Raw genomic sequence first — 23,650 nt, forward strand, 5'->3', positions numbered from 1 at the left:
GCGGTGTTATCAAAGTGGCTTCAATTTTGCAGTTTGCACCACCTTATTCCACTTTTCGATTTCATTGCGTATAAATGCCGCAAACTGGGCTGGAGTCTCCGGGGTAGGAATAGCTCCCTGTGCCTCAATTTGCTGCTGAACATCAGGCGTCTTCAAAATTTCAACGATTGCCTGGTTAAGTTTGTCGATAATCGGCTTGGGAGTATTGGCCGGCGCCAACAAACCAAACCAGGACATCACGTCATAACCGGGAACACCCGCTTCGACCATGGTAGGTACATTGGGCAGTTGTGGCACGCGCTGACTGGATGTTACCGCCAGTGCCTTGAGTTTTCCGGCTTTAATGTGAGGCAACGCCGAAGGTAAATTATCAAAAATCATTGAAATCTGGCTACCGAGCAGGTCGGCAATCGCCGGCGAACTTCCCTTGTAGGGAACATGCACAAGATCGACTTGAGAAATCACTTTCAATAGCTCACCGGACATTTGTAGTGTTGTTCCATGTCCGGAAGAACCAAATGTTAATTTGCCCGGATTCGCCTTTGCGTACGCGATCAGCTCTTTGACCGAGTTAAATGGCGCAGTCGCATTCACGACAAGAACATTGGGCACCATCGCTGCTCTTGTGATTGGCGAAAAGTCTTTCACCACATCGTACCGCATATTGGAATACATGCTTGGATTGATCGCATGCGTACCAATTGTGCCCATGACAAGGGTATAGCCATCCGGCTCGCTTCGCGCAACTTGAGCAGAACCGATATTCCCTCCCGCACCAGGCTTATTGTCCACAACAACCGGCACCTTCCAGCGATCGGACAATCGTTGACCGATCAAGCGAGCCAGAATGTCGGTCGTACCACCAGAGGTAAACGGAACGACAATCGTAATTGGCTTACTTGGATATTGAGCGGCACTTTCAGCTTGTACGGCTTGAACGCCAAACAACATCATGAAAAAAACATATACCGCTCTTAATATCTTCATTAAATCAACTCCACAATGGGTTGGCCTTCCTCAACGTTTTCACCTTCCTGAACCAGGATTCTGGCAACACTACCGTGCACTTCGCTTTCAACCGGAATTTCCATCTTCATGGACTCAATCTTAAGCACCTCGTCACCAGGACCAATCTGATCCCCTTCCGAAATCGTGCACTCAATCACACGCCCGGATACTGTTGCACAAATTTTTTTCATTTTCGACTCCAATATTTAAATTCAACCTAGGGGCGATAGCCGACCTTTGTTTCACCAGGCATTCTGAGTGGCGCAGCGAGCCGCACAAACTCCTCTAGCCGCGCGCGGGTTTGCGCCGGATCGATAATGTCTTCGATCACAAATGCTTCCGCACTTCTGAATGGTGACGTCAGGCCTCTCACGCGCGCTTCAATTTCCGCCGTTTTTGCCTCTGGATCATCCGCTGCTTCGATTTCGGCACGATACGCGACCTCCAATCCACCCTCGTACGGGCCGAGGACGTAGTCAATGCGTATCGCGAAAAAATCGGTAAGCGCTGCAAACTGTTATTCGTAGTGCCCGACTATTTTGAAGAACGGCCCAAGGCTTGCATGAACGGCTGGGGATCCATATTTCTGGATATTGCCCCGGATGGCGCAGCACTGCCCTGTCACAATGCGAGAGAACTTCCCGGGCTGAATATTCCGAACGTTAAAAATCATTCGATTCGCGAAATCTGGTATGAAAGCCAGGCGTTCAATTTCTTTCGTGGCGATGAATGGATGCAAGAACCTTGCAAATCATGTCCCGATAAAGAAAAAGACTTTGGTGGATGCCGCTGTCAGGCCTATATGCTGACAGGCGATGCGTCGGCTGCGGATCCTGTTTGCTCCAAATCTCCGGACCATGCCCTGATCAAACAGGCAATTCATGAATCGACTGGTGCGAGAGCATCACGAGGCGAATCCATTCCTGAGTTTCCCCTCATATTTCGCACCGACAAAAATTCGCATCAACTTTGAGCCCTTAACGCCTTTTTATCGACCTTGCCAAGCGGAGTCACAGGCAAAGTGTCGACAAATCGAACGGATTTCGGCGCAAGCACCGGCCCTTTTCTCTGCCTGACCAGTTGCATCAACTCATCAGCCGTCGCGACAGCTTCGGATTTGAGCACAACAACGGCTTGCACAGCCTCTCCCCATTTAGGGTCGGCCACCCCGATGACCGCGGCACTTGATACAGCGGGATGGGAAGTCAACACATCCTCAACTTCACGGGGATATACATTGAATCCGCCGCTAATGATCATGTCCTTTTTGCGGTCGACAATATAAAGACGGCCTTGCTCGTCTGATCGCGCGACGTCGCCGGTGTGTAGCCAGCCACCGGCAAAGGCGTCTCGTGTTTGCTCCGGTTGCTGCCAATATTGCTGCATCGCATGTGGTGCCCTGACGCAAATCTCGCCAGGCTCGCCCATCGCAACTTCGTTCCCATCTTGATCCAGTAAAACAACATTGGAAGTCGTGGTTGGATAACCGCAAGCAGACAATAACTCTGGACGCTTTACATCATGATCCGCCTTCGGCAATACGGCGATCGGATAGCATTCTGACTGGCCATAAAGTTGCGAAAATACAGAACCAATTCTTTCGATTCCTTCCGCCAGCCGACTCGGAGACATCGGCGATGCGCCATACAAGAGCAACTCTATGGAGGACAAGTCGAACCGGCTAAATGCGGGATGATCCATCAATGTATAAATCATTGTTGGCACAAGCAGGGAAAAATTAATCCGCTCTTTTTCAATCGTATGCATCAATTGTTCCGGATCAAATTTACCGAGCAGGTGAACCGATCCGCCACGCAATAACGTTGGCAGGACGTTGGTCCCGGAAACATGACTGATGGGTGCCGAAGCCAAATAACGCGGTTGGGTCGGCAACTCGAAATCGGCCAGAATCGAAAAGGTCGTGTGAGCCCCCGCGGCATTGGTTCGAACAACCCCTTTGGGCCGCCCCGTCGTACCTCCGGTGTAATTTAACGTACCAATCTCGTGTCCAATAGACAGGTCAACCGGACTCACGCTTCCAATTTTGTTTGCAAGATCAAACAGACTCTTGCCGTAGCCCGCCGCCCCCAAAGTCAGCACTGCAAGCTTGTCACTCATGGCGGCAAGCTCAGCACCCCTATCAAGGAACACATCCGCATCCACGATCAATAAAGCCGCCCCGGAATCCCCGAGCTGATAAAGATGCGAATCCAGTGAAGCCATGGGATGCAAATACGTGACGCCCGCACCCAATGCCTGAACGGCTACGCCGGCACACCAGGTTTCCCAGCGGTTGGCGCTGAGCAAGGCAACAATATCGCCTCGACCGATGCCACACGCCGACAATACGCCCTGCATGCGTCCCATCATGTCGGCCACACCCGAATACGTCACACTGCCTGAGGCGGACCTAAAGGCGGTTTTCTGCGGATACCTTGCGAACGCCCGAAGAGCCAAAGCGCTAAATGTCGGCCCGATATGCAAAGTCACTTCGAAACTCCTCTGTTCGAAAACGGCGGGATATGCGCAAACGCATCAAGCGCCGCCTTTTCGTATTCTTGCTTGATCGACGCGACAAGGGAAGCGACATCAGTTAACTGCGTCACACCAGATACGGTGTGACCCGCGCTCCAGATGTCCCGCCACCGCGTCGGTCCCTGAGCGCCAGCGCCGTACAAGGCTTTGGCGCGATCTTGGGACATATCCGTCGGCAATTGCGCCGGATCCAAGCCGGCGGCAACAATCGAAGGCCTGAGCATATTTGTTTCCAGACCGGTAAACGCCTTGGAAAGCAAAATATCGTCAAACTCGGCATCGACCACCATCTGCTTGTAAGCCGGGCTAGCCATGCTTTCGACCGTTGCGATGAAACGCGTACCCATATATCCAAGGTCACATCCCAGAACTTGGGCGGCAAGCAATGCGGCGCCATCAGAAATACCTCCGGCCAGTACAAGCGGGCCGTCAAAAAATTTTCTAACGGCCCGTGCAAACGACAAACCGTTCGCCCAACCTGTTTGTCCACCCGCACCTGCAGTCAACAGAATCAATCCATCCACTCCGGCATCAAGCGCTTTGTGCGCATGCGCAAGTGTTGCCACATCGGCCAACACAAGACAGCCAATATCATGCAAAGGCTTGACAGCAGGTTTTGGCGAGCCAACGCTTGTAATCACGACCTCCACGCCATGACGAATCAGACACGCAAGCTCCTCTTGCATCGTGTCTCGCTTCATGATGAGGTTGGGACAATATGGCGCAGCATCGGGAACAAGCGCAGCTTTAATTCGTTCAAGCCATGCATTCAGCTCATCGACGCTTCTGCAATTCGCAGTGGGAAAACTACCCATCACGCCCGCTAGACAGGCCTCGATCACCAAATCCGGGCCGGATACCCTGAACATGGGTGCCGCGATGAGCGGAACGCTTAAACGTGAGGCCAGGCTCGCCGGCAACCCCCGATGAACCTCACCTTCGCTATTCATTGTTCAAGCTTAATATTGCCCGATTTGATTACCTTGCCCCAAATGTCGTAATCCCTTAGCACGGTCTTCTGAAACTGCTCACCGATCATGCCGGACGGTTGAACGCCCAGGTCTTCGATTTTGGTCATATTGGCTGGCGTATGGATGATACGCGCCACCTCTTTACCTAATTTATCCACGATGGGTTGTGGGGTTCCTTTAGGTAAATACAGTGCGAAAAAAGGATAAGGCTCGAAATCCTTGAAACCCATTTCAGTCAGTGTGCGCACGTTTGGCAATATCTTCAGGCGTTCTTCGCCGGTGACCGCTATCAGCTTGATTTTGTCGGACTGAAGGGATGACCTTACGTTACCGATGTCGATAAACGCGGCGTCCAATTGACCACCCAACATATCCGTCATAAGTGGCGCACCTCCTTTGTAAGGCACGTGTGTCATGTCCAATCCGGCCTGACTCTTGAGTGTTTCGCCATGGATATGCGCAGTCGTGCCGGCTCCATATGATCCATAACTATATTTACCTGGATTGGCCTTGACGACTTTAACGAACTCTTCGAAATTATTCGCCGGGAATCGTGCGGGAATCACCAGAACGTTGGATGACTTCGCCACCAATGCCAGCGGTATGAAATCGCGCTTGAAGTCATATGGAATGGACGTAAACATATGCGGTCCTTGCAAAAGGGTCGCAATACCCATCAAGAGGGTATATCCATCGGGAGCGGCTTTAGCGACCAAATCGTTGCCGATCATTCCGCTCGCTCCGGATTTGTTTTCGACAATGACGCTTGTTTTCCAGGCAACTCCCAGATCGTTGCCAATCATCCTGGCCAACACATCAGTTGTCCCGCCCGCAGGATAAGGCACGATAATTCTGATGGGCTTGCTTGGATATGGCGCATTGCCAGCACTTGTCGTTTGTGCTTGCGTCACACCGGCAAAAACACTCACAATGGCGAGTGATGCGAAAAAAGTCCGAAACCCAAACCCTCTCATTCGATTATCTCCATAGCGCATGTCAGGTCACCCAGTATGCGTAGATCAGACGATATTGGTATTGGTGTTGTTACCTAGTTGTGAAAATAGTTACAACAGATAGCAAAGCGGGCCAACAGAAAAATCACATAACCCGTTGATTTAAAATATCTTTATTTTTAGACGGTTAATATACTTATTTTTTGAAGCCCCAAGGTAAAACCGAAGTGCAAAACAAGATCAATCTTAAAGCTTACCTGAGCGCTGCGGACAAATTCTGGATAGGCGGGCAGCTAAGAAGCCTGAGACAAGCTCAAGGCTTGGGGGTACCTGAAGTGGCGCGCCTTGCCAACTGTCCGCAGTCACAGATCTTGGCAATCGAATCCGGTAGCCAGGGACCGTTCGGAAACACAGAAAATTACGTCATGGGCATATTGAACTATGCCGATAAGATTGAAATTGCCCCAGATTCGGCACTCGGCGTCAAATTGGCCGAACTTGCAAATATCACTGACGGGGCTCTCAAGGATGAAACATCCGCTTCGGGAATCAATTCGCTCATGCAATCAAGCTTGACGAACGGATCAGCAGCATCTCAGCTGCGTGGAGTTGACGTCAAACGAGTCGCTCTAGTTGCAGCGGGACTTTGCGCGATTTTGCTTGCGGTGCTTCTGGCACTCGACATATTGCCGGGTGCGCAGCATATCAAATCAGCCATGGGCTTATCCCCGAAACTCAAGGACACCACCGAACATCAGACTGCAATTACCGAAAATACGACTACCGCGGCAACGCAAACCAAGCCCCAAAACCAAACGACTCTTTCTACACCACCGGAACCATCGACTGAAAAGCCAAACGTCAGTGCTACCCAAAAGACTGAAACGGCGACAAAATCTCAGGCAACAGATCAATCATTGCCAAAAATCCAAGAACAGGCCACTCGTTCAACAGCATCACTCAGCTTCAAATTCAGTGGATCCTGCTGGGTTCAGATCACCGGACTGGATGGCAAAGTTTCCGAAAAAGTTTACGGCAACTCCGATCAGCTTGAATTAGATCCTTCCAAAGTCAAATCGCTTGTCATTGGAAACGTCGAAGCAGTGACTGTGACCAACAGCTTGGGTAAACAAGTCAACCTCAAACCCTTTGCCAACCAGATCAGCAAAGTCGCTCGGTTCAAGGAGCAAGATCTTGGCACACTCATTCGAGATCGCAATTGATTATTTTCGATCCGGTTCGAGGCAAGAACCAAAGCAACAATACCTGGCTATCAGCCCATAAAACCCTCGATGTCGTTTTATTGGTCATAACCACCCTTCATGCGTCTTGGTTCTTCAAGCAATTGCCCTGGGGCAATTATTTGACATTGTTGATGTTGCCTCTTTTTGTTTTGGTTTCTGTCGATCTTGTCAGCCTGTATCGGCACAAACGCTTTTGGGTGAATTCCGTCATCGTCCCTATCGTGTTGATTCTGACGATCGCCGCCATAAATTGGACGCTTGAACCGTCAGTACCCGGTTGGCTCATGGGCACTGTATTCGTCACAATGATGCGAATGCCGCAACGCAATGCCATCGTTCTTTTGATCCTCTTTCTATTATCGTCATTAGCCGCAATGCGTTTTCATTGGGGGATTAGCCCCCTGACGATTATGCGGACCGTTGCGCCATCAATCCTGACGCTCCTGTTGATTCGAATTTTCTTTGCCGTGAATCTGCACTCACTGGAAAAGCTCGATCAAACATCGGAGTTATTGACAAACGCCCTGCAAACAATATCTCAAGGCATATGCGTCATCAATAAAGACGGGCGCTTTAAACTTTTCAACGAACGCGCTTGCGATTTGCTGGACCTACCGACGGAATTTCTCGAGTCAAATCCGCTTTTGTCCGAGGTCGTTCAGTTTCAGGCCAATCGGGGGGACTTCGGGCCCGACTTCTCTCACGTCGAACCTGATGCGCGCGACTATGTTGCTACGCTCGGTGTTCATGTCAACCAGTCGATCCCATCGCAATATCTTCGCAGGGACAAAAAAGGTCGATACATTGAGGTGCAATCCCATGTCATGCCGTCGGGAGATATCGTTCGCACTTACTCCGATGTCACGCAATATCAAACCATCAATAACGAATTGCAGAGATTATTAACAGAAGAAAAAGAGCACGTCGAACGACTCAAACAAATCACATCCGATCTGAAGCAGGCAAATATCCGGTTCAACACGACAGCCAATTCGCTTCCGGGGGCCATCTACGAAGCCAGGCAACATACTGACGGTACAACCGAGTTCATATATTTCAGCGATCAGATGTGCGAGATTTTCGAGCTCGACCGTGAACAACTTATCAAGAACCCTTCATTAGTCTTGACTTGCATTCATCCAGAAGAGCAGGAGAGACTTACTCTTGCAAACAAGATCGCATACGATCACGGTGGCCCTCTTTTTATTGAGCTTAGAATCCGCACACCATCCGGCAAAACAAAATGGATTCAACTCAGTTCTGCGCCACAGGACTTCGAGGACCCCGCCCATACAGTCTGGAGCGGATATGCCGTCGATATCACCGAACGAATCAGTCTTGAAGCCAAAGCGACAGAACTTAAAATCGCGAATGAACAAAATCAAATCATCAAAAACTTGCTCAGGGACAAAGAAGAGCTGATCCAATCGCTTTTGATCGCCAATCGTACTGCCGAAACCGGCGCATTATCCGCAGCATTGGCGCATGAACTCAATCAACCACTTTGCGCAATCGGTTTGCACACGGAAGTGTTGCAACAGAAACTGGGTGAAACCGCTGATCCGGAAACAAATGAAATCCTTGCATTTATCGCAGATGACAATAAGCGCGCATCGGGCATCATTAATTCTTTACGCAGGATTTTCCGGCAAGAAGCAACTCATTCTCAGAAGATCGATTTAAATGAGCTGATCAAATCCTTGCAGCCGTTGTATCAACCTCATGTAGTCGCAAAGAACATCGCCATCGATTACGAATTATGCAAAGACGGAATCGTTGAAATCGATTCAAACGAGTTCCAGCAAGTAGTCATTAACTTGATGAATAACGCCATTACTTCGTTTGACGGAATCGACGGCAAGATCAAAAAGGAAATCAAAGTCCAGACAAGACGAACGGAACGTACGCTCTCGTTCATTGTGTCGGACAATGGATGCGGCATTCCAACCGATATCGAACCCAAAATATTCACTCTGCTAAAAGTTTCAAGCAAATCCGGCATGGGACTGGGTCTATGGTTAAGCAAACACATCGTCGAACAGCACCGTGGAACCATACGTTTCGAACATATACCGACAGGTGGAACACGATTTATCGTGGAGCTCCCTGTATAAACGTATTTTTACTCTTCATTGAAATCATCTGAAACATTTCCCGGCCATCATGAAATCGGTTTGAAATGGTCAGGGTGAGAAGATATCCCTGCGTTAAACAAACAGGAGATAGCGCCATGAAACAGTCTTTAATCCGTGCTCTCGCTACAGCGGCAGGCCTGACTTTGGTCGCCTCAACCTGGGCACAGTCCTCCACCGCAACGACTCAGGCTCCCGCGACACAAGCGGCACCCGCACAACGACCTGCACAAGGTCCCGGAAATGGTCCGCAATCAGGCGCGGGCAAACATATGCAGCAAGGCCAACATCAAGGTGGCGAGTTTGGCATGGGTCAGTTGCCGCAACAGGTGATTGATCAGCTGGCCCTGTTGCCGGCGCAAAAATCACAACTCGATGCCGCCCAACAAGCCCGAAAGGACATGCATGCAGCGCGTAAATCAGCCATGGCTAACCAGCGAAAGGTCATGCAGGATCAATTGGCCAAGGATCAGTTGGATCCCCGGGCAATCATGACGCAAAGCAACCAGATGCATTCGGCCATGTCGGCTCAGCGAGAGGCCGTCCAACAGAAATGGCTTTCGTTCTGGGATGGCCTGTCTGCCGAACAGCGCAAAACAATGACAACTTACATGAAATCACGCATGGCAGGATCGGGCGACCGGCCGATGCAGCATGGACGTCATCACGGTTAATTGAACCGCCTACCGGCATTACACACACAGGCCTCGGGGAAACCCGGGGCTTTTTTGTCTAAAGTACTAAAATGGGGGACTATTCAAGGAGTCACCCATGTCTATAAACAGTCCCCTCGCTGGTCCGGTCAAACTTGGCGCAATTGAACTGAAGAATCGCGTGGTCATGGCACCGCTGACGCGCATGCGCGCCATTGCCGGCGAAGTTTCGAACCCCTTGGCAAAAACCTATTACAGCCAACGTGCTGGTGCAGGGTTGATTATTACGGAAGCAACTCAAATTTCGCGACTTGGGCAAGGCTACCCCGCAACACCCGGCATTTATAGCGACAATCAAACGCAAGCTTGGAAAGAAATTGTCGAGGCCGTCCATGCAAAGGGCGGCAAAATCGTCGCTCAACTCTGGCATGTCGGACGCATCTCGCACTCGTCCTTGCATCCCGACGAAGGACTCCCGATTGCGCCATCGGCCATTGCGCCAAGTGGTAAAACACTGGGAGCCGACTGGAAGATGCATGCCTATGAGGTGCCCGCTGCGATGACAGCCGGCGATATCGCAAACTTGAAAACCGAGTTTTTACAAGCTGCTCAAAACGCTAAAAAAGCCGGTTTCGACGGTATTGAAATTCATGCGGCAAATGGCTATTTACTGGATCAATTTTTACAAGACCATAGCAACAAGCGAACGGATGCCTACGGCGGATCTTTCGAAAACCGCGCCCGATTGCTTGTGGAAGTTCTGCAAACGGTCTCGACAGTGTTCCCTTTCGACAGGATAGGCGTTCGACTGTCTCCCTATGGCACATTCAATGACATGAAAGACAGCGATCCGATCGCACTATTCACTTCTGTCATTGAAAAATTGAACGAATTAGGCCTCGCCTATCTGCACATGATCGAGCCGCGCTCAACTACAGCCGGAGGCAATGAGGATATCAATACCGAAGCCCCCGTGACTGCGGACATATTCCGCAAAATATTCAAAGGCGCCTTCTTGAGCGCCGGAGGATTTACACGCGAACTGGGTGAACAAGCCATTTCGAATGGATCCGCCGATGCGATCGCGTATGGTCGTCTCTATATTTCTAACCCGGATCTGGCTGAGCGACTCGTGCAGCATGCGCCTTTAAACCCGTACGATCGCGCTACCTTTTATGGTGGGGCCGAAAAGGGCTACACGGACTATCCTTTCCTGAAGGCCTGACCATGCACCACTCATTGAAACTTGCAGCCACTTCGCTTGTGGCGATGATGCTTGTCGGTTGCGGCACCAAGGAGTCGTCTCAACCCGTCAAACAGGAGCCTGCCAAAATCGTCGAAGCGGTATTCAAGTCCACGACGATTTCTCAAGCGAAAAATATGCTGTTAGGCGCCTGCTCGAACAACAAGCTCGCCATTAAATCTGAAAGCAAGGTTGTGACGTGCGAAACCAGAAACCTGATCAGCAGGCGCGAACGCGAACTCACTTTGGCTATCGATGACGCATACGCATCCGACATCCGCGAGGTTTTCGAATTCACGCTAACCGAACAAGGCCCTGACGTTCAGGTGAAAGCCAATAGTTTCGCAAAATATCAAGCACCGATCAGCGTCATGAGCGCTAATCAAACCAGACAACGCAATCTGCTTGATGAAACAGCCGACGCAACTTTGAAAAAACTTCTCACCCAGGCTGGGGCCAAATATTGACCATGTATCAAGATAAAAATCCACACTCGCTTGACGTGCTTTTTGCGAATAATCGCGAATGGGTCGCTTCCGTAACCGATCAGGATCCCGATTTCTTTAAGCGACTAGCCAATCAGCAATCGCCCGAGTACATGTGGATCGGTTGCTCTGACTCGCGCGTGCCAGCCAATCAAATCACGGGACTGGCCCCCGGCGAGGTATTCGTTCACCGCAACATCGCAAACGTGGTGGTGCATACCGACTTGAATGCCTTATCGGTCATCCAGTTCGCGATCGACATGCTGAAAGTCAAACACATCATCGTTGTCGGACACTACGGATGCGTAGGCGTGCGTGCGGCGATGGAAAATTTCCGCGTCGGACTTGCCGACAACTGGATTCGCCATGTCAAGGACGTCAACGAAAAACACCAATCCTATTTGGGCAGCCTGGTCAATCGCAACGAACGCCTCGATCGTCTTTGTGAACTCAATGTGATCGAGCAAGTCGTCAACGTTTGCCAGACAACTAGCGTGCAGGATGCCTGGTCAAAAAATCAACCGGTCACCGTTCATGGCTGGGTTTATGGCGTTCACGATGGCATCGCGCGCGACATGGGCGTGAGCATCGCATGCAGCGAAGATCTGGAGCATCATTACCGCTCCGTGATTTCCAAAAGATTCACCGCCTGACAGTTTGGCGTGATGCGTCACGCCTTACGTAACTGCCCTCGCGGGACCAGGCCACCAAGCAGCATTCCGGACAGACTGGCGATCAACCCTGCGAGCTGGGGCGGAAGCGTGGCTTGTGGCGCCAGAATCTCGCAACTTATCCAAACGACCAGTCCGCAAATAATTGCAAGCAGGCCACCAAGCGAATTGGATCTGGACCAGTAAATGCCGAATGTAAGCGGAACAAATGCCGTTACCAACGTGATCTTGTAGGCACTTTCAACCATCTTGAAGATCGAGAGCTCGGAGTTGACCGCAAAAAAAGTGACGACCACGGTAAAGCTCAATACCGTGATTCGCATCACTTTAAGCAATTGCTTGTCACTCAAATGCTTGAACATGCCTTTGACAATGTTTTCCGCGAATGTGACCGACGGAGCGAGCAAGGTCGCACTGGCACAACTCTTGATCGCAGAAAGCAACGCGCCAAAAAACATCACCTGGGCAATTAAGGGTGCGTGGCCTAGGATCAACTTGGGCAAAATCATTTACGAATCTGTTTCAAGATATTGCTCGACCAAAGCCGGGTTGATCAACGTCGCCGAATAGGCAAGAAACAGTGGGATGAAGGCAAAGATGAAATACAGCACGCCTCCAAGAATAGCGGCTTGAACTGCGATATTGACGTTTTTAGAGGACGTGATCCGTTGAAAAACATCCTGCTGGGGAATGGAGCCCAACATCATTGTGAACAGCGCCGCCGTAAAACCCAGAATTGCCGTCAGATTCATTTCAGGCCAAAAATTCAGCTTACCCGCATCGGCCGCATGCTGGATCACCGCGACGACGCCTCCGCTTTGGGTGCTCATTTCACCACCGATATAAATCATGCCGATCACAATGATGATCATCTGAATGAAATCAGTCACGGCAACAGACCACATCCCACCGAACAGCGTATAGATCAGCACGCTTGCCGCACCGATCATCATGCCGACAGTTTGGGAAATCGATCCGTCCGACACCACGTTAAATACCAAACCAAGGGCTTTAATCTGCGCGGCGACCCAGCCGAGATAAGACGCCACGATACACAACGTAATCATGACCTCGACTGTGCGGCCGTATTTTTCGCGGAAAAAATCACCAATCGTAAGCATCTTTCGGTTGTACAAATGCTTGGCGAAAAACAACCCCACCAGAATCAGGCAGAGAGACGAGCCGAAGGGATCGGAAACAATTCCACCCAGCCCCTCTTTTAAAAATGTCGCCGGTATACCCAGCACCGTCTCAGAGCCGAACCAGGTCGCGAACACCGTGGCCGTGACGATAGGCAAAGGCAAACTATGGCCGGCAGCCGCGAAGTCGGCGGTATTTTTGACCCGCATCGCGGCCCACAAACCAATACCAACGGATATCACCCAATACGCAATCACGAAGCCAAGCAGCATGGCTCAACCCTCTAGTAAAAATTTTCGGGAATTATAGGGGTTTCTACTTCAAGGATTCCTGTTTTTTCACTCTGACAAACAACCAGGTGGCGATCGCCAGATTGAGCAGGTTCCAGACGACGCCGTTGATCATGGCGGCCTGATAGGATCCGGTCAAGTCGAAAAACTTGCCCGACATCCAGCCACCCAGCGCCATACCGAGCATCGTGGACATCATCACGGCGCCCACCCGCCTGCCGGCTTGGCTGGGAGGGAAGTATTCACGCACAACAATTGCGTATGAAGGCACAAGGCCTCCTTGAAACAAGCCGAAAAGCGCCGAAATCACATAAAGCGACACCAGGCCATCGAAAGGCAAAAAAAGCACCAGCGCAATACCTTGCAAGGCCGAGCCCAGCAAAAGCGTGCGCACACCTCCGATACGATCGCAGATCATTCCCGAAATCAAGCGGCTAGCGATCCCGCAGGCCAGCATCAAGGAAAGCATCTCCGCGCCCCGTGCGGGTCCATAACCCAGATCAGCGCAATAAGCGACGATATGCACTTGAGGCATCGCCATCGCAACACAGCATGCCAACCCTGCGACGCAAAGCAAAAACTGCGCGCGCCCGATCGAAACACCAAAGGGACGATCAGCCTGCTGCCCACCTCCGGCTTTGGGCACAGAAGCAGTAACCATGGGAGGCCGCGGGCGCATCAGCATCGCAAGTGCCGCCATCGACAGGCCGCACACGACACCCATCCAGATATATGTTTGGCGCCAGCCGATCGTGGACACGCCATATTGCGCAATGGAAGGCCAGATCGATCCGGCCAGATAGTTTCCGCTGGCGCAAACAGCAACCGCGATACCGCGTCGCTTATTCCACCAGAGGGATGTATCGGCAACCAGGGGGCTAAACGTTGCCGAAATCCCCAGAAAACCCAAAAAAATTCCATTGGCCAGAGTAAAGCCAAGAATGCCACCCGACATCCCTGCCCAAATAAAGCCAATCATTAAGCCGGCCGAACCGATCAACAAAACAGAATAGATTCCCCAGCGATCGGCCAATCGCCCCATATAGATCCCACCCACCCCGAAACCAATCGCCAGTACGGTATAGGGCAAGGAGGCATCCGATCTGGATACGCCGAATTCGGCCTGCACTTCCGGCAGAACAACGGCCACGACATATAAACAGCCGCTGCCCATCGTCATGATGGCCAGAGTGATCAATAGTCGTCTGAAAGCGTAGCTGGAATCGATTAAGTCGCTGGAGGAATAAGGAATCGTCATGAACGGATCGTAACTCGAATTACACTGTTGCCTTGAAATTCACCGACATCTCGGTTGAACTCGCACACATAAAACAACAATCATGAAGACAAGCAACTGGTTCGCTCCCATTTTCATCGTTCTCTGGAGCACCGGCTTTATCATCGCCCGCTACGGCATGCCCTACTCGGAGCCGATGACCTTCCTGTTCATCCGCTTTTCCGGCGTGGTCATCTGTTTGATTCCGGTCCTGCTCTGGCTCAAGCCTGTCTGGCCATCCGGCAAACAAGGCATGCATATAGTCGTTGCAGGCGCATTGATTCAATTCGGATACCTTGGCGGCGTCTGGGCGGCAGTCAAACTAGGCATGCCGGCCGGCCTGGCCGCCCTCATCGTCGGATTGCAACCCATTCTCACGGCCTTGCTCGCATCCACCGTATCCGAACGGGTGACTTCGCGCCAGTGGCTGGGCTTAGCGCTTGGGCTTGCCGGCGTCGCCTTGGTTCTGTTCGCGAAAATCCATCTTGAAGGCATTACATTTGCCAGCGTTTGCTTTGCGTTTGCCGGCATGTTTTCGATTACGTTCGGCACCCTTTATCAAAAACGGTTTTGCCCGAGTTTTGATTTACGCACCGGTTCAGTCATTCAATTCAGTATCAGCGCGTTTTTATGCCTGATTGCCATGATGATGTTCGAAACTCGTGAAATTCAATGGACCATGCCCATGATCGGGGCGCTTTTGTGGGGAATCATTCCAATTTCACTTGGGGCGATGAGTCTTTGGTTCATCCTTTTGCAAAGAGGCGACGCAACCAAAGTCAGCAGTGTGATGTACCTGACACCACCAACTACCGCCCTGATGGCATGGTTACTATTCGACGAAAAGCTCACCACTTCCATTATCCTAGGCACCTTGATTACGATGGTCGGGGTTTTGATCGTGAATCAAACCTCTTTTAAAGGCTGGTTCAAAACGAGAGACAACAATGCCCACAACTGAACAACCGTCACGCCGCCACACGCATCGATACTACGACCTGATATTGGTGGCTTTTGTCACCGTCCTCTTATGTTCGAATCTGATTGGCGCCGGCAAAGCCACTCAAATTGATCTTCCCGTTTTAGGATCGGTGGTTTTTAGCGCAGGGGTTATCTTTTTCCCGATCTCCTACATGTTCGGAGATATCCTGACCGAAGTTTACGGATACGCCTACGATAGAAGGGCCGTGTGGTGCGGTTTTGGCGCAATACTGTTCGCCGCAATCATGTCCCTGGCCGTTATCAGTATGCCCACCGCTCCCGGTGACTACAACACCAGTTTGCAAAAAGGATTGGAAACAGTCTTCGGCAATACCTGGCGGATTGTGGCAGGCTCGGTCATTGCATTCTGGAGCGGTGGCCTGGTCAATAGTTTCGTCATGGCCAAAATGAAGATCATGACCTCGGGCAAGCATCTCTGGGCTCGCATGCTCGGCTCGACCGCGGCAGGCGAGCTCATCGACTCTTCGCTGTTTTACTTTATCGCCTTCTATGGCATCTGGCCCACAGAGCAAGTCATCTCGGTCGCCATTGCCCAATACATACTCAAGTCAAGCTGGGAATTGGTCGCCATGCCATTTTCCTATCGCTTCATCCACTTCCTGAAGCGAAAGGAAAACCAGGACTACTACGACTACCACACCAACTTTTCTCCTTTCAAGCTCAAGGTTTAAAAGACTGGATCATCCGCGTCGTCATATACAGGCGCGGTTGAATCGACGATACCAACACATATTCGGCGTTGTCCGAGTGCGCACCGAACCCCTGCAAGCCAAAGCTTTCGATCACAGCACCTTTGGACTTGAGCGCAGCATAGGCGGCATCCGTACCTCCGCCGGTCGCCTTTTCCAGAACATCGATCTTCCAGCCTATTTCGCTGGCGATCTCGCGCGCCTGCATCGCCGCCGCTCGTCCTTTATCAGTCGGATTCAAGGCGGGTCGCCCTCTTGTCAAAACAAGACTGACTTCGGTATCCGGGATCAGCTTGTTTTTAATCCGTTCGTGCATAGTTTGTTCGACCGCATCAAAATCACTCATCTTTTCTGCCCTGACGTCGGCCGTGGCTACAGCTTCGGACGGAATCATGTTCGGTACCGTACCGGCGCGCGCCTGAGTCCAATTCAGTTTCAGGCCTTTATCGGGATTGGATAAATCGCGCATCTGCAAAATCTGGTGCGCCATTTCATACAAAGCATTGCGACCGAAATCAGGATTCGAGCCCGAATGCGATGCCCGTCCCTTTACGGTCAGTTGCGCGCGTGCAATGCTTGATGTGGCAAGCCGGACATAATCATTTTTAATGCCACTCCCTTCAAACGAAATGACCAGATCGTTTTGTTCGCCTAACTGAATAATGCGATCGCGTGAACCGGGCGAACCAATTTCCTCGTCACCATTGATCAGAATTGTGATTTCGCCGAATGAATCGATCTTCAAAGCCTGAAGCATCGCGATCGTATTCAGAATCACCGCGATGCCAGCTTTGTCGTCCGCAATGGCCAACCCGTACGCACGGTCTCCATCCACCCTGAATGGTTGCTTGGCCAGATCGCCCTTCTGGTAAACCGTGTCCATGTGCGCGATCAAAGCGATTTTCGACGTGCCGCGACCCTTTAGTTTGGCCTGGACCATCGATCCAGTTTTATCAGGGGCGGACGATGGGATCACTTCGGGAGTCAAGCCAAGTTTCTTCAGATCGTTTTCGATCAGATTTCTGATTTTCTCCAGACCTGCCAAATCTCGGCTACCCGATTCGATTTCAACCAGGCTTTGAAGCGTTTTAAGAGTCGGCGCAACAGTTTTGCCGGCAAGATCCCGTATAGTGGCATGGTCAGGGCTCTGTGCATAGGCAAACGACAAGCACGCCGATAATAAACCTGCGATCAAATAACGCTTCATGTTTTTATTCCACTCCCTTGAAAGTCTCTTTCGCGACATTCGATTCAAACAACGGCGAATCAAACCGAGCGGCAAGCATACCCCGCCAAAGACAAACGATTCAATGTCTTTAACAAGTCATGTTTTAGCTGTAATCTCTGGTAGACCATCAAACGCAGTCCAATAAAACAAAAAACGGAGACATCATGCAAAAACTCTCGGCAATCATCGCTTCAATGTTCATATCGACCGTCGCGGCGGCCCAAAGCACGACGCCGACCTCGACTCCGCTGCCTGCCGCCAGCCCCGATGCGGCGGGTTTCAGCAAAGAGGGCCTCGCCCGGATTGATGATTTTTTTGCACGAGAAATTCAGGCAAATCGCGTCCCCGGCGCGGTTCTCGCCATCGCTCGAGATGGCAAGATCGTCCATTACCAGGCCTATGGTTATCTGGATAAACCCAAAAACATTCCTATGCCCAAAGATGCCATCTTTGCATTGGCATCCATGACTAAAATCTTCACGACTGTGGGTGCGCTCAAGTTGACTGAAGAAGGCAAACTACCCCTGCAGTCGGCCTTGTCGACTTACTTTCCGACGTTTGCGAGCATGAAGGTGGGCGTCCCTCAGGCCGATGGGAGTTTGCGCCTTGACGATCAAAAACGGGCGATCACCATTCACGATTTGATGCGCCACACATCAGGCTTGACCTATGGCGGCCGCGGAGACCATCCGATCGCCAAACTTTATCCTGCCGGCGACGCTCCTCCCATCGACGGGAGCATCAGCGACTTCATCGAAAAAATCACGAAACTTCCCTTGGCACATCAACCCGGAACCGTATTCGAATACAGCTTCTCTTCGGACGTACTTGGCGCCGTAGTCGAAAAAGTTTCGGGCCAACGGCTTGGCCAGCACCTCGAAAAAACAGTCTGGCAGCCTCTAGGCATGAATGACACAACATTCAAGGTGCCGGACGACAAAAAATCGCGCGTCGCGCAGCCTTTCGCAAACAACCCGCTGAACAATCAACCGCAACGCGTACGATATCTGACCGAATCGCAAAAATTCGATTGCGGCGGCGCGTGTTCTTTCGGCACCGTGGGGGATTATTTGCGCTTTGGCCAAATGCTCATGAACGGAGGCGCACTGGATGGCAAACGCATTTTGAGCCCTCAAATCGTATCCTGGATGACATCGAACCATCTCGGCCCCGAAATTTTGAATCGTGTCGCGGTGGTCGAGCCTCACCGTGCCGGTTATGGATTCGGTCTTGGCGTGGCAGTCCGTATGCAACCCGGCCTGGCAGCCGTCCCCGGTAATGTAGGCGAATACTCCTGGAACGGAGCCTACGGCACGGCGTTTTTTGCAGACCCGAAAGAAAAACTCGTTGTGGTGCTAGGCACATCCGCGCCCGGCGATCTGCGTAAATATTATCGGGAGCAAGTGCAGGATCTGGTCTATGGCGCAATGTCTAAATAATCATTAGCCAACCTATTCTGCAAAAACGGTCTACTACCTTTAAACTTGGCGACCTTCAACCGGAGATTTCACCCATGACTGTCATTACCAACGTCGAAGATCTGCGCGTTATCGCAAAAAAACGCGTGCCACGCATGTTTTACGACTATGCTGATTCCGGTTCATGGACTGAAAGCACCTACCGTGCCAATGAAAGCGACTTTCAAAAGATCAAGCTGCGCCAGCGGATTTTGGTCAACATGGAAAATCGTTCCACTCGCACGACCATGATCGGCCAACCCGTAGCCATGCCGGTGGCCATTGCGCCTACGGGCCTGACAGGCATGCAGCATGCGGATGGAGAAATCCTTGCGGCGCGTGCCGCCAAGGAATTCGGCATTCCCTTCACGCTGTCCACTATGAGCATCTGCTCAATCGAAGACGTATCCAAAGGTACTGGTGGTCACCCGTTCTGGTTCCAGCTCTATGTAATGAAGGATCGCGACTTCATCAAACGGTTGATCGACCGCGCCAAGGCGGCGAACTGCTCGGCACTCGTACTGACACTGGATTTGCAGATTCTGGGACAACGTCACAAGGACCTGAAAAACGGCCTGTCCGCCCCCCCCAAGATGACCCTGGCAAACCTGATCGACATTGCCACCAAGCCCCGCTGGGCGCTCGGGATGCTGGGAACGCCTCGCCGCCAATTCGGCAACATCGTCGGGCATGTCAAAGGCGTCACGGACATGAGCAAACTTAGCGAATGGACAAGTTCGCAATTCGACCCGGCCCTGAACTGGGGTGACGTCGAATGGATCAAGAAGCGCTGGGGCGGCAAACTGATCCTCAAAGGGATTCAAGATGTCGAAGATGCCCGCATGGCACTGAACAGCGGCGCTGATGCCATCATCGTCAGCAACCACGGCGGACGTCAGCTTGACGGTGCCGAGTCCAGTATTCAATCACTGCCAGCCGTGGTCGATGCGGTTGGCAAACAAATCGAAATTCACATGGATGGCGGTGTACGCAGCGGCCAGGATGTCCTCAAAGCGCGCGCACTGGGCGCGCAAGGCTGCTACATCGGTCGCGCGTTTTTGTACGGCTTGGGCGCAATGGGTGGTCCAGGCGTCTCCAAGGTACTTGAAATTCTGCACAAAGAACTCGATTTAACAATGGCGTTCTGTGGACGCACGGATGTGGAAACCGTGGATAAAAGCATTCTGCTCCCCGGAACCTATCCGACTTGATTACATTCAAAACAACATATTGAAAACCTGATTAACGGATCACCTTACATGGCAAAAGTAAGTACACGCCAACCCGGAGAGCTACGCGCACTGCCGCGCTGGATATTCATGAGTCGCTGGTTACAGGCACCTTTGTATCTGGGCCTGATCGTGGCGCAAGGCATTTATGTCTGGCAGTTCTGGAAAGAACTCATCCATCTCATAGACATGATGTGGATGGCAAAAACCATTACCGAAACCGAACTGATGCTCATCGTTCTCGGTCTGATCGACGTGGTCATGATCTCCAACCTGCTGGTCATGGTGATTGTCGGGGGGTGGGAAACCTTCGTATCCCGACTTGACCTTGAGGACCATCCCGATCAACCTGAATGGTTATCCCATGTCAATGCCGGGGTGCTCAAAGTAAAACTCGCAACCGCGATTGTTGGCATCTCGTCGATTCATCTGCTTAAAACATTCATCAACGCGCCCAGCACAAGCGAGCCGACGCTGATGTGGCAAACAGTGATTCATCTAAGTTTTGTCATTTCGGCGCTTGCCATCGCGTACACCGAAAAAATCCTCAATCAAACTCATCAACACTAACTTTTTAATCCAACAGGTGCCTCATGTCCGGACACGGAGCTCACGCCGATCCTTCAAATAAAAAAATCGCTCTTCTGATTGCGATTCTTGCTCTATTTCTTGCCATAAGTGAAACACTCAGCAAAGCCTATCAAACCGAGGTCATCACCAAACAAGTTGAAGCGTCGAACCTGTGGGCTTTCTTCCAGGCTAAATCCATGCGTAAAACAACCACTGAAGTTGCAATGGACGCATTAAAAGCCTCCCCTCATGCCGACGACGCGAAATCCAAGGCTTTGATGGATAAGTGGGCCGCCGCCTCCAAGCGCTACGACTCGGAGCCCGAAACGGGAGAAGGCCGCAAAGAACTATCGGCCCGCGCCATACAAGCCCAGAAAAAAGCCGACCAAGCGAACCACAAATATCACAATCTTGAAATTTCATCGGGCATGCTTCAAGTCGCCATTGTTCTGGCTTCCTCGAGCATTATCACCAACGTCATGTTGCTCGGATGGGTAGCAGGCCTGCTTGGTGCGGTTGCCGTCGGTTTCGGTTTCTTCGCCATGTTCGGTGCGACCGCCCTGTTTTAAATATGCAACGCAGGCAGCTTCTTCAACTGGCCGCGAGCTCGGCGGCCCTGCTTGCTTTGCCGAAAACCGGCTGGGCGAAGCAAAAATGGTTTCATGATCCGTTTAGTTTAGGCATTGCCAGTGGTTCGCCAACAAGCGATTCCGTGGTTCTCTGGACCCGCCTGGGTCCGCAAGCCATCGAAGCAGCCAACTTGACGCATCGGGCCACCCCCGTCGTCTGGCAAGTCGCACATGATGAATCCTTTTCCAAAGTCGTGGCAAAGGGTACTGTTCAAGCCGAACCGTCTCTTGCCCATTCGGTTCATGCCGAAGTAACGGGCCTGGCTGCTGACAGACACTACTTTTACCGGTTTATCGCAGGCGATGCTGTGAGCCAAACTGGACGCACTCGCACATTTCCCCGGTCCGACTCGACACCGGGACGCTTGAGGCTCGCCTACGCCTCATGCCAGCAATGGGGTAACGGCTATTACAGCGCCTACAGACACATGCTTGGCGAAGATCTAGATGTTGTCATGTTTCTGGGCGACTACATGTACGAATATCCCTCATCGCGTCCGGTGGATATTAGACCAACAACGGGCGGATGGATCACAACACTCGAAGGCTATCGCAGCCGCTACGCACTGCATAAGTCGGATCGTGACCTGCAGGCGATTCATGCCGCATTTCCCTGGATAATGACTTGGGACGATCATGAGGTGCAGAACGACTATGCAGGCACGCGGCAAGGGGAGTCGGGGCCACCGGTCGCGGACTTCATGGCTAGACGCGCTGCTGCCTATCAAGCCTACTATGAACACATGCCGGTCAGGCGTGCCGACTTTGCACAGATCATAGGTAAATCAGGCGAAAACACCCGCATCTTCGGTGCGACCTCTTACGGGCGGCTGGCTAATCTTTATCTGCTCGATGATCGCCAGTTCCGGGATCCGCAGGTTTGCACCAACGGCAACCGTCCGGGCGCATCCCGAATCAACCCGAAGGACTGCGAACAACTTAATCAACCTTGGCGCACTCTGCTTGGGCAAGAACAAGAGGGGTGGCTCAAGCGACAGTTTGAGCACTCGCAAGCTCAGTGGAATATTTTGGGCCAGCAAACCCTACTCGGGCGTCGCAACTTCAACACCGATGGTGGAGTGCGGCTTTGGAATGACGGCTGGGATGGCTATCCCGCGGCGCGTCAACGCCTGATCGACTCGATGCAATCCACGCGCCTGTCCAATCCGGTCGTATTTGGTGGCGACGTGCACGAAAACTGGGTAGGCCACATTCTGAAGGACTACGAAGACCAGAACAGTGCCAAAATCGGCGTCGAATTCTGCGGAACCAGCATCACTTCGCTATCGCACACCAGCCAGAATAAAATTGAGCAAATACGGGCCGTTAATCCTCATTTCATCTTTGCAAACGCCGAATACAGAGGATATGGCGTTGCCGAATTCACGGCAAAATCGCTGACAACCACTCTTAAGGCGGTAAAAGACGCGACCGACCCAGGTTCCGACTCTTTCACTCTGGCCCAATTCACTGTTCAGGCCGGGCAGCCGGAAATCCTAAAAATTACCTAACTACTTTGGCGTACGCTATTGGGGTTATTGAACTATTGGCTTATAGTGTTCATCATTCGTCTTTAGTTTCAACTTAATTCCAGCCCGTAAGCACTTAATCAATGTCTGCAAATAATCCTACCCTCGGTCATATTTATCTTGTTGATGATGACCCCTCGATTCGTCGTGCGCTTTCAGGAACTCTCGAGCGCCTGGGTTACAGCGTCAATGCATACGAAAGTCGGGATGATTTCTTAACAAATGCCGTCCCGGTATCGCCCTCCGCAATTTTGATGGATATGCGGATGCCCGGTAAAAGCGGAGTCGAAATTCAAGCTGAAATGCTTGAGCACAAATGGATGACACCGATTATTTTCATCAGTGGCGAAAGTTTGCCGACGCAAATTATTCAGGCCATGAAGCAAGGCGCCGTTGATTTTCTGCTCAAACCATTCTCGATGGAAGCACTGCTTCGCGCAATCAACGCCGCCTTAAAGAAAGACACCGAAATTCACGCAGCGCTTCAACAAAAAATGAGCGTGCAGGAGCGTTTTTCATTGTTGACCCCGAGAGAAAAGGTCATTTGCGCCGAAATGGTATCGGGCAGATCCAACAAGGAAATCGCCACTGCAAGCGGATCTGCAGCCGCAACAGTCAAACTGCACCGCGCGCGCGTCCTAGCCAAAATGCAGGCCAAGTCGCTAAGCGACCTCATCGAACTCTTCGAATCGATCGATATCGCCGATTTGAATTAA

The 23,650-nt window shown here is 51.5% G+C and carries 21 protein-coding genes and 3 pseudogenes; 15 read left to right on the plus strand and 9 right to left on the minus strand.

Features of this window, described 5'->3' with window-relative positions; translation table 11 throughout:
• Positions 1–9: 9 nt before the first annotated feature.
• The 3 genes and pseudogenes from G3I67_RS08920 to G3I67_RS08930 form a co-directional block, all read right to left on the minus strand.
• Positions 10–987, minus strand: coding sequence for a Bug family tripartite tricarboxylate transporter substrate binding protein (locus tag G3I67_RS08920; protein ID WP_163654438.1), 978 nt, complete (start codon positions 985–987; stop codon positions 10–12).
• Positions 987–1,199: an acyl-CoA carboxylase biotin carboxyl carrier protein subunit gene (locus G3I67_RS08925; protein WP_163654439.1), complete on the minus strand. Its 213-nt coding sequence runs from the start codon at positions 1,197–1,199 to the stop codon at positions 987–989. The genes G3I67_RS08920 and G3I67_RS08925 overlap by 1 nt, the downstream gene beginning before the upstream one ends.
• A gap of 26 nt (positions 1,200–1,225) precedes the next feature.
• Positions 1,226–1,471, minus strand: a pseudogene (locus G3I67_RS08930) (methylmalonyl-CoA carboxyltransferase); the annotation flags it as partial.
• Here G3I67_RS08930 and G3I67_RS08935 point away from each other — a divergent pair.
• Positions 1,472–1,981: pseudogene (locus tag G3I67_RS08935) on the plus strand (SPASM domain-containing protein); the annotation flags it as partial.
• On the opposite strand, the gene G3I67_RS08940 reads toward G3I67_RS08935, so the two are convergent.
• From G3I67_RS08940 to G3I67_RS08950, 3 genes are read right to left on the minus strand one after another with little or no spacing between them, the layout of a single operon-like run.
• Positions 1,972–3,498: an AMP-binding protein gene (locus G3I67_RS08940; RefSeq protein WP_163654441.1), complete on the minus strand. Its 1,527-nt coding sequence runs from the start codon at positions 3,496–3,498 to the stop codon at positions 1,972–1,974. The pseudogene G3I67_RS08935 and the gene G3I67_RS08940 overlap by 10 nt on opposite strands.
• The gene (locus G3I67_RS08945) at positions 3,495–4,493 is read right to left on the minus strand and encodes an NAD(P)H-dependent flavin oxidoreductase (protein ID WP_163654443.1); all 999 of its coding nucleotides are present in this window, start codon (positions 4,491–4,493) and stop codon (positions 3,495–3,497) included. The genes G3I67_RS08940 and G3I67_RS08945 overlap by 4 nt, the downstream gene beginning before the upstream one ends.
• Entirely contained in the window at positions 4,490–5,488 is a 999-nt protein-coding gene (locus G3I67_RS08950; RefSeq protein ID WP_163654445.1) for a Bug family tripartite tricarboxylate transporter substrate binding protein, read from the minus strand. Before G3I67_RS08950 ends, G3I67_RS08945 begins: the two co-directional genes overlap by 4 nt.
• Before the next feature lie 206 nt (positions 5,489–5,694).
• Here G3I67_RS08950 and G3I67_RS08955 point away from each other — a divergent pair, with 206 nt between their 5' ends.
• The 6 genes from G3I67_RS08955 (at position 5,695) to can (ending at position 11,877) form a co-directional block, all read left to right on the plus strand.
• Positions 5,695–6,690, plus strand: a complete 996-nt coding sequence (locus G3I67_RS08955) for a helix-turn-helix domain-containing protein (protein ID WP_163654447.1) — start codon at positions 5,695–5,697, stop codon at positions 6,688–6,690.
• A complete protein-coding gene (locus G3I67_RS08960) occupies positions 6,687–8,825 on the plus strand; it encodes an ATP-binding protein (RefSeq protein ID WP_163654449.1) in 2,139 nt (712 codons plus the stop codon). Before G3I67_RS08955 ends, G3I67_RS08960 begins: the two co-directional genes overlap by 4 nt.
• A gap of 116 nt (positions 8,826–8,941) precedes the next feature.
• Positions 8,942–9,517 (plus strand): Spy/CpxP family protein refolding chaperone, encoded by a 576-nt coding sequence (locus G3I67_RS08965; protein WP_163654451.1) that lies wholly within the window; start codon positions 8,942–8,944, stop codon positions 9,515–9,517.
• Positions 9,518–9,614: 97 nt separating this feature from the next.
• Complete coding sequence (locus G3I67_RS08970; protein ID WP_163654453.1) at positions 9,615–10,721, plus strand: alkene reductase; 1,107 nt, start codon at positions 9,615–9,617, stop codon at positions 10,719–10,721.
• A gap of 2 nt (positions 10,722–10,723) precedes the next feature.
• A complete protein-coding gene (locus G3I67_RS08975) occupies positions 10,724–11,206 on the plus strand; it encodes a hypothetical protein (RefSeq protein WP_163654455.1) in 483 nt (160 codons plus the stop codon).
• Between the two features lie 2 nt (positions 11,207–11,208).
• Positions 11,209–11,877 carry a carbonate dehydratase gene (can, locus tag G3I67_RS08980; RefSeq protein WP_163654457.1) on the plus strand — a complete coding sequence of 223 codons (669 nt, stop codon included), beginning with the start codon at positions 11,209–11,211 and terminating at the stop codon, positions 11,875–11,877.
• A 17-nt stretch (positions 11,878–11,894) separates the two neighbouring features.
• Here can and G3I67_RS08985 read toward each other — a convergent pair.
• Positions 11,895–13,307, minus strand: a pseudogene (locus G3I67_RS08985) (high affinity choline transporter 1).
• 43 nt (positions 13,308–13,350) lie between these two features.
• Positions 13,351–14,583: an MFS transporter gene (locus G3I67_RS08990; protein ID WP_163654459.1), complete on the minus strand. Its 1,233-nt coding sequence runs from the start codon at positions 14,581–14,583 to the stop codon at positions 13,351–13,353.
• A gap of 82 nt (positions 14,584–14,665) precedes the next feature.
• On the opposite strand from G3I67_RS08990, the gene G3I67_RS08995 reads away from it, so the two are divergent.
• Both G3I67_RS08995 and G3I67_RS09000 read left to right on the plus strand, forming a co-directional pair.
• A complete protein-coding gene (locus G3I67_RS08995) occupies positions 14,666–15,562 on the plus strand; it encodes a DMT family transporter (protein WP_163654461.1) in 897 nt (298 codons plus the stop codon).
• Positions 15,549–16,274 (plus strand): queuosine precursor transporter, encoded by a 726-nt coding sequence (locus G3I67_RS09000; protein ID WP_163654463.1) that lies wholly within the window; start codon positions 15,549–15,551, stop codon positions 16,272–16,274. Before G3I67_RS08995 ends, G3I67_RS09000 begins: the two co-directional genes overlap by 14 nt.
• Here the strand turns inward: G3I67_RS09000 and G3I67_RS09005 are convergent.
• Entirely contained in the window at positions 16,264–17,499 is a 1,236-nt protein-coding gene (locus G3I67_RS09005; protein WP_163654465.1) for a glutamate carboxypeptidase, read from the minus strand. The two genes, G3I67_RS09000 and G3I67_RS09005, sit on opposite strands and share 11 nt — an antisense overlap.
• Before the next feature lie 185 nt (positions 17,500–17,684).
• Between G3I67_RS09005 and G3I67_RS09010 the strand changes: the two genes are divergently transcribed.
• From G3I67_RS09010 to G3I67_RS09035, 6 genes are all read left to right on the plus strand, one after another.
• Entirely contained in the window at positions 17,685–18,959 is a 1,275-nt protein-coding gene (locus G3I67_RS09010; RefSeq protein ID WP_203583595.1) for a serine hydrolase domain-containing protein, read from the plus strand.
• A gap of 74 nt (positions 18,960–19,033) precedes the next feature.
• Complete coding sequence (locus G3I67_RS09015; RefSeq protein ID WP_163654467.1) at positions 19,034–20,188, plus strand: alpha-hydroxy acid oxidase; 1,155 nt, start codon at positions 19,034–19,036, stop codon at positions 20,186–20,188.
• A gap of 48 nt (positions 20,189–20,236) precedes the next feature.
• Positions 20,237–20,776, plus strand: a complete 540-nt coding sequence (locus tag G3I67_RS09020) for a TIGR00645 family protein (RefSeq protein ID WP_163654469.1) — start codon at positions 20,237–20,239, stop codon at positions 20,774–20,776.
• Positions 20,777–20,799: 23 nt separating this feature from the next.
• On the plus strand, positions 20,800–21,345 hold the full coding sequence (locus tag G3I67_RS09025; RefSeq protein ID WP_163654471.1) for a DUF4337 domain-containing protein: 546 nt from the start codon (positions 20,800–20,802) through the stop codon (positions 21,343–21,345).
• A 2-nt stretch (positions 21,346–21,347) separates the two neighbouring features.
• The gene (locus G3I67_RS09030; RefSeq protein WP_235931820.1) at positions 21,348–22,916 is read left to right on the plus strand and encodes an alkaline phosphatase D family protein; all 1,569 of its coding nucleotides are present in this window, start codon (positions 21,348–21,350) and stop codon (positions 22,914–22,916) included.
• Between the two features lie 101 nt (positions 22,917–23,017).
• Positions 23,018–23,650, plus strand: a complete 633-nt coding sequence (locus G3I67_RS09035) for a response regulator transcription factor (RefSeq protein ID WP_163654475.1) — start codon at positions 23,018–23,020, stop codon at positions 23,648–23,650.

This window comes from Sheuella amnicola (assembly GCF_010499255.1).
GTDB classification, from domain to species: Bacteria; Pseudomonadota; Gammaproteobacteria; order Burkholderiales; family Burkholderiaceae_B; genus Zwartia; species Zwartia amnicola.

Excerpts from the sequence above, each read along its gene's own strand:
- G3I67_RS08925 (WP_163654439.1), bottom strand. The coding sequence starts at position 1,199 with ATGAAAAAAATTTGTGCAACAGTATCCGGGCGTGTGATTGAGTGCACG.
- G3I67_RS08995 (WP_163654461.1), top strand. The coding sequence starts at position 14,666 with ATGAAGACAAGCAACTGGTTCGCTCCCATTTTCATCGTTCTCTGGAGC.
- G3I67_RS08990 (WP_163654459.1), bottom strand. The coding sequence starts at position 14,583 with ATGACGATTCCTTATTCCTCCAGCGACTTAATCGATTCCAGCTACGCT.
- G3I67_RS08950 (WP_163654445.1), bottom strand. The coding sequence starts at position 5,488 with ATGAGAGGGTTTGGGTTTCGGACTTTTTTCGCATCACTCGCCATTGTG.
- G3I67_RS09000 (WP_163654463.1), top strand. The coding sequence starts at position 15,549 with ATGCCCACAACTGAACAACCGTCACGCCGCCACACGCATCGATACTAC.
- G3I67_RS09020 (WP_163654469.1), top strand. The coding sequence starts at position 20,237 with ATGGCAAAAGTAAGTACACGCCAACCCGGAGAGCTACGCGCACTGCCG.
- G3I67_RS09030 (WP_235931820.1), top strand. The coding sequence starts at position 21,348 with ATGCAACGCAGGCAGCTTCTTCAACTGGCCGCGAGCTCGGCGGCCCTG.
- G3I67_RS09015 (WP_163654467.1), top strand. The coding sequence starts at position 19,034 with ATGACTGTCATTACCAACGTCGAAGATCTGCGCGTTATCGCAAAAAAA.
- G3I67_RS08965 (WP_163654451.1), top strand. The coding sequence starts at position 8,942 with ATGAAACAGTCTTTAATCCGTGCTCTCGCTACAGCGGCAGGCCTGACT.
- G3I67_RS08970 (WP_163654453.1), top strand. The coding sequence starts at position 9,615 with ATGTCTATAAACAGTCCCCTCGCTGGTCCGGTCAAACTTGGCGCAATT.
- G3I67_RS09005 (WP_163654465.1), bottom strand. The coding sequence starts at position 17,499 with ATGAAGCGTTATTTGATCGCAGGTTTATTATCGGCGTGCTTGTCGTTT.
- can (WP_163654457.1), top strand. The coding sequence starts at position 11,209 with ATGTATCAAGATAAAAATCCACACTCGCTTGACGTGCTTTTTGCGAAT.
- G3I67_RS09025 (WP_163654471.1), top strand. The coding sequence starts at position 20,800 with ATGTCCGGACACGGAGCTCACGCCGATCCTTCAAATAAAAAAATCGCT.
- G3I67_RS09010 (WP_203583595.1), top strand. The coding sequence starts at position 17,685 with ATGCAAAAACTCTCGGCAATCATCGCTTCAATGTTCATATCGACCGTC.
- G3I67_RS08945 (WP_163654443.1), bottom strand. The coding sequence starts at position 4,493 with ATGAATAGCGAAGGTGAGGTTCATCGGGGGTTGCCGGCGAGCCTGGCC.
- G3I67_RS09035 (WP_163654475.1), top strand. The coding sequence starts at position 23,018 with ATGTCTGCAAATAATCCTACCCTCGGTCATATTTATCTTGTTGATGAT.
- G3I67_RS08920 (WP_163654438.1), bottom strand. The coding sequence starts at position 987 with ATGAAGATATTAAGAGCGGTATATGTTTTTTTCATGATGTTGTTTGGC.
- G3I67_RS08975 (WP_163654455.1), top strand. The coding sequence starts at position 10,724 with ATGCACCACTCATTGAAACTTGCAGCCACTTCGCTTGTGGCGATGATG.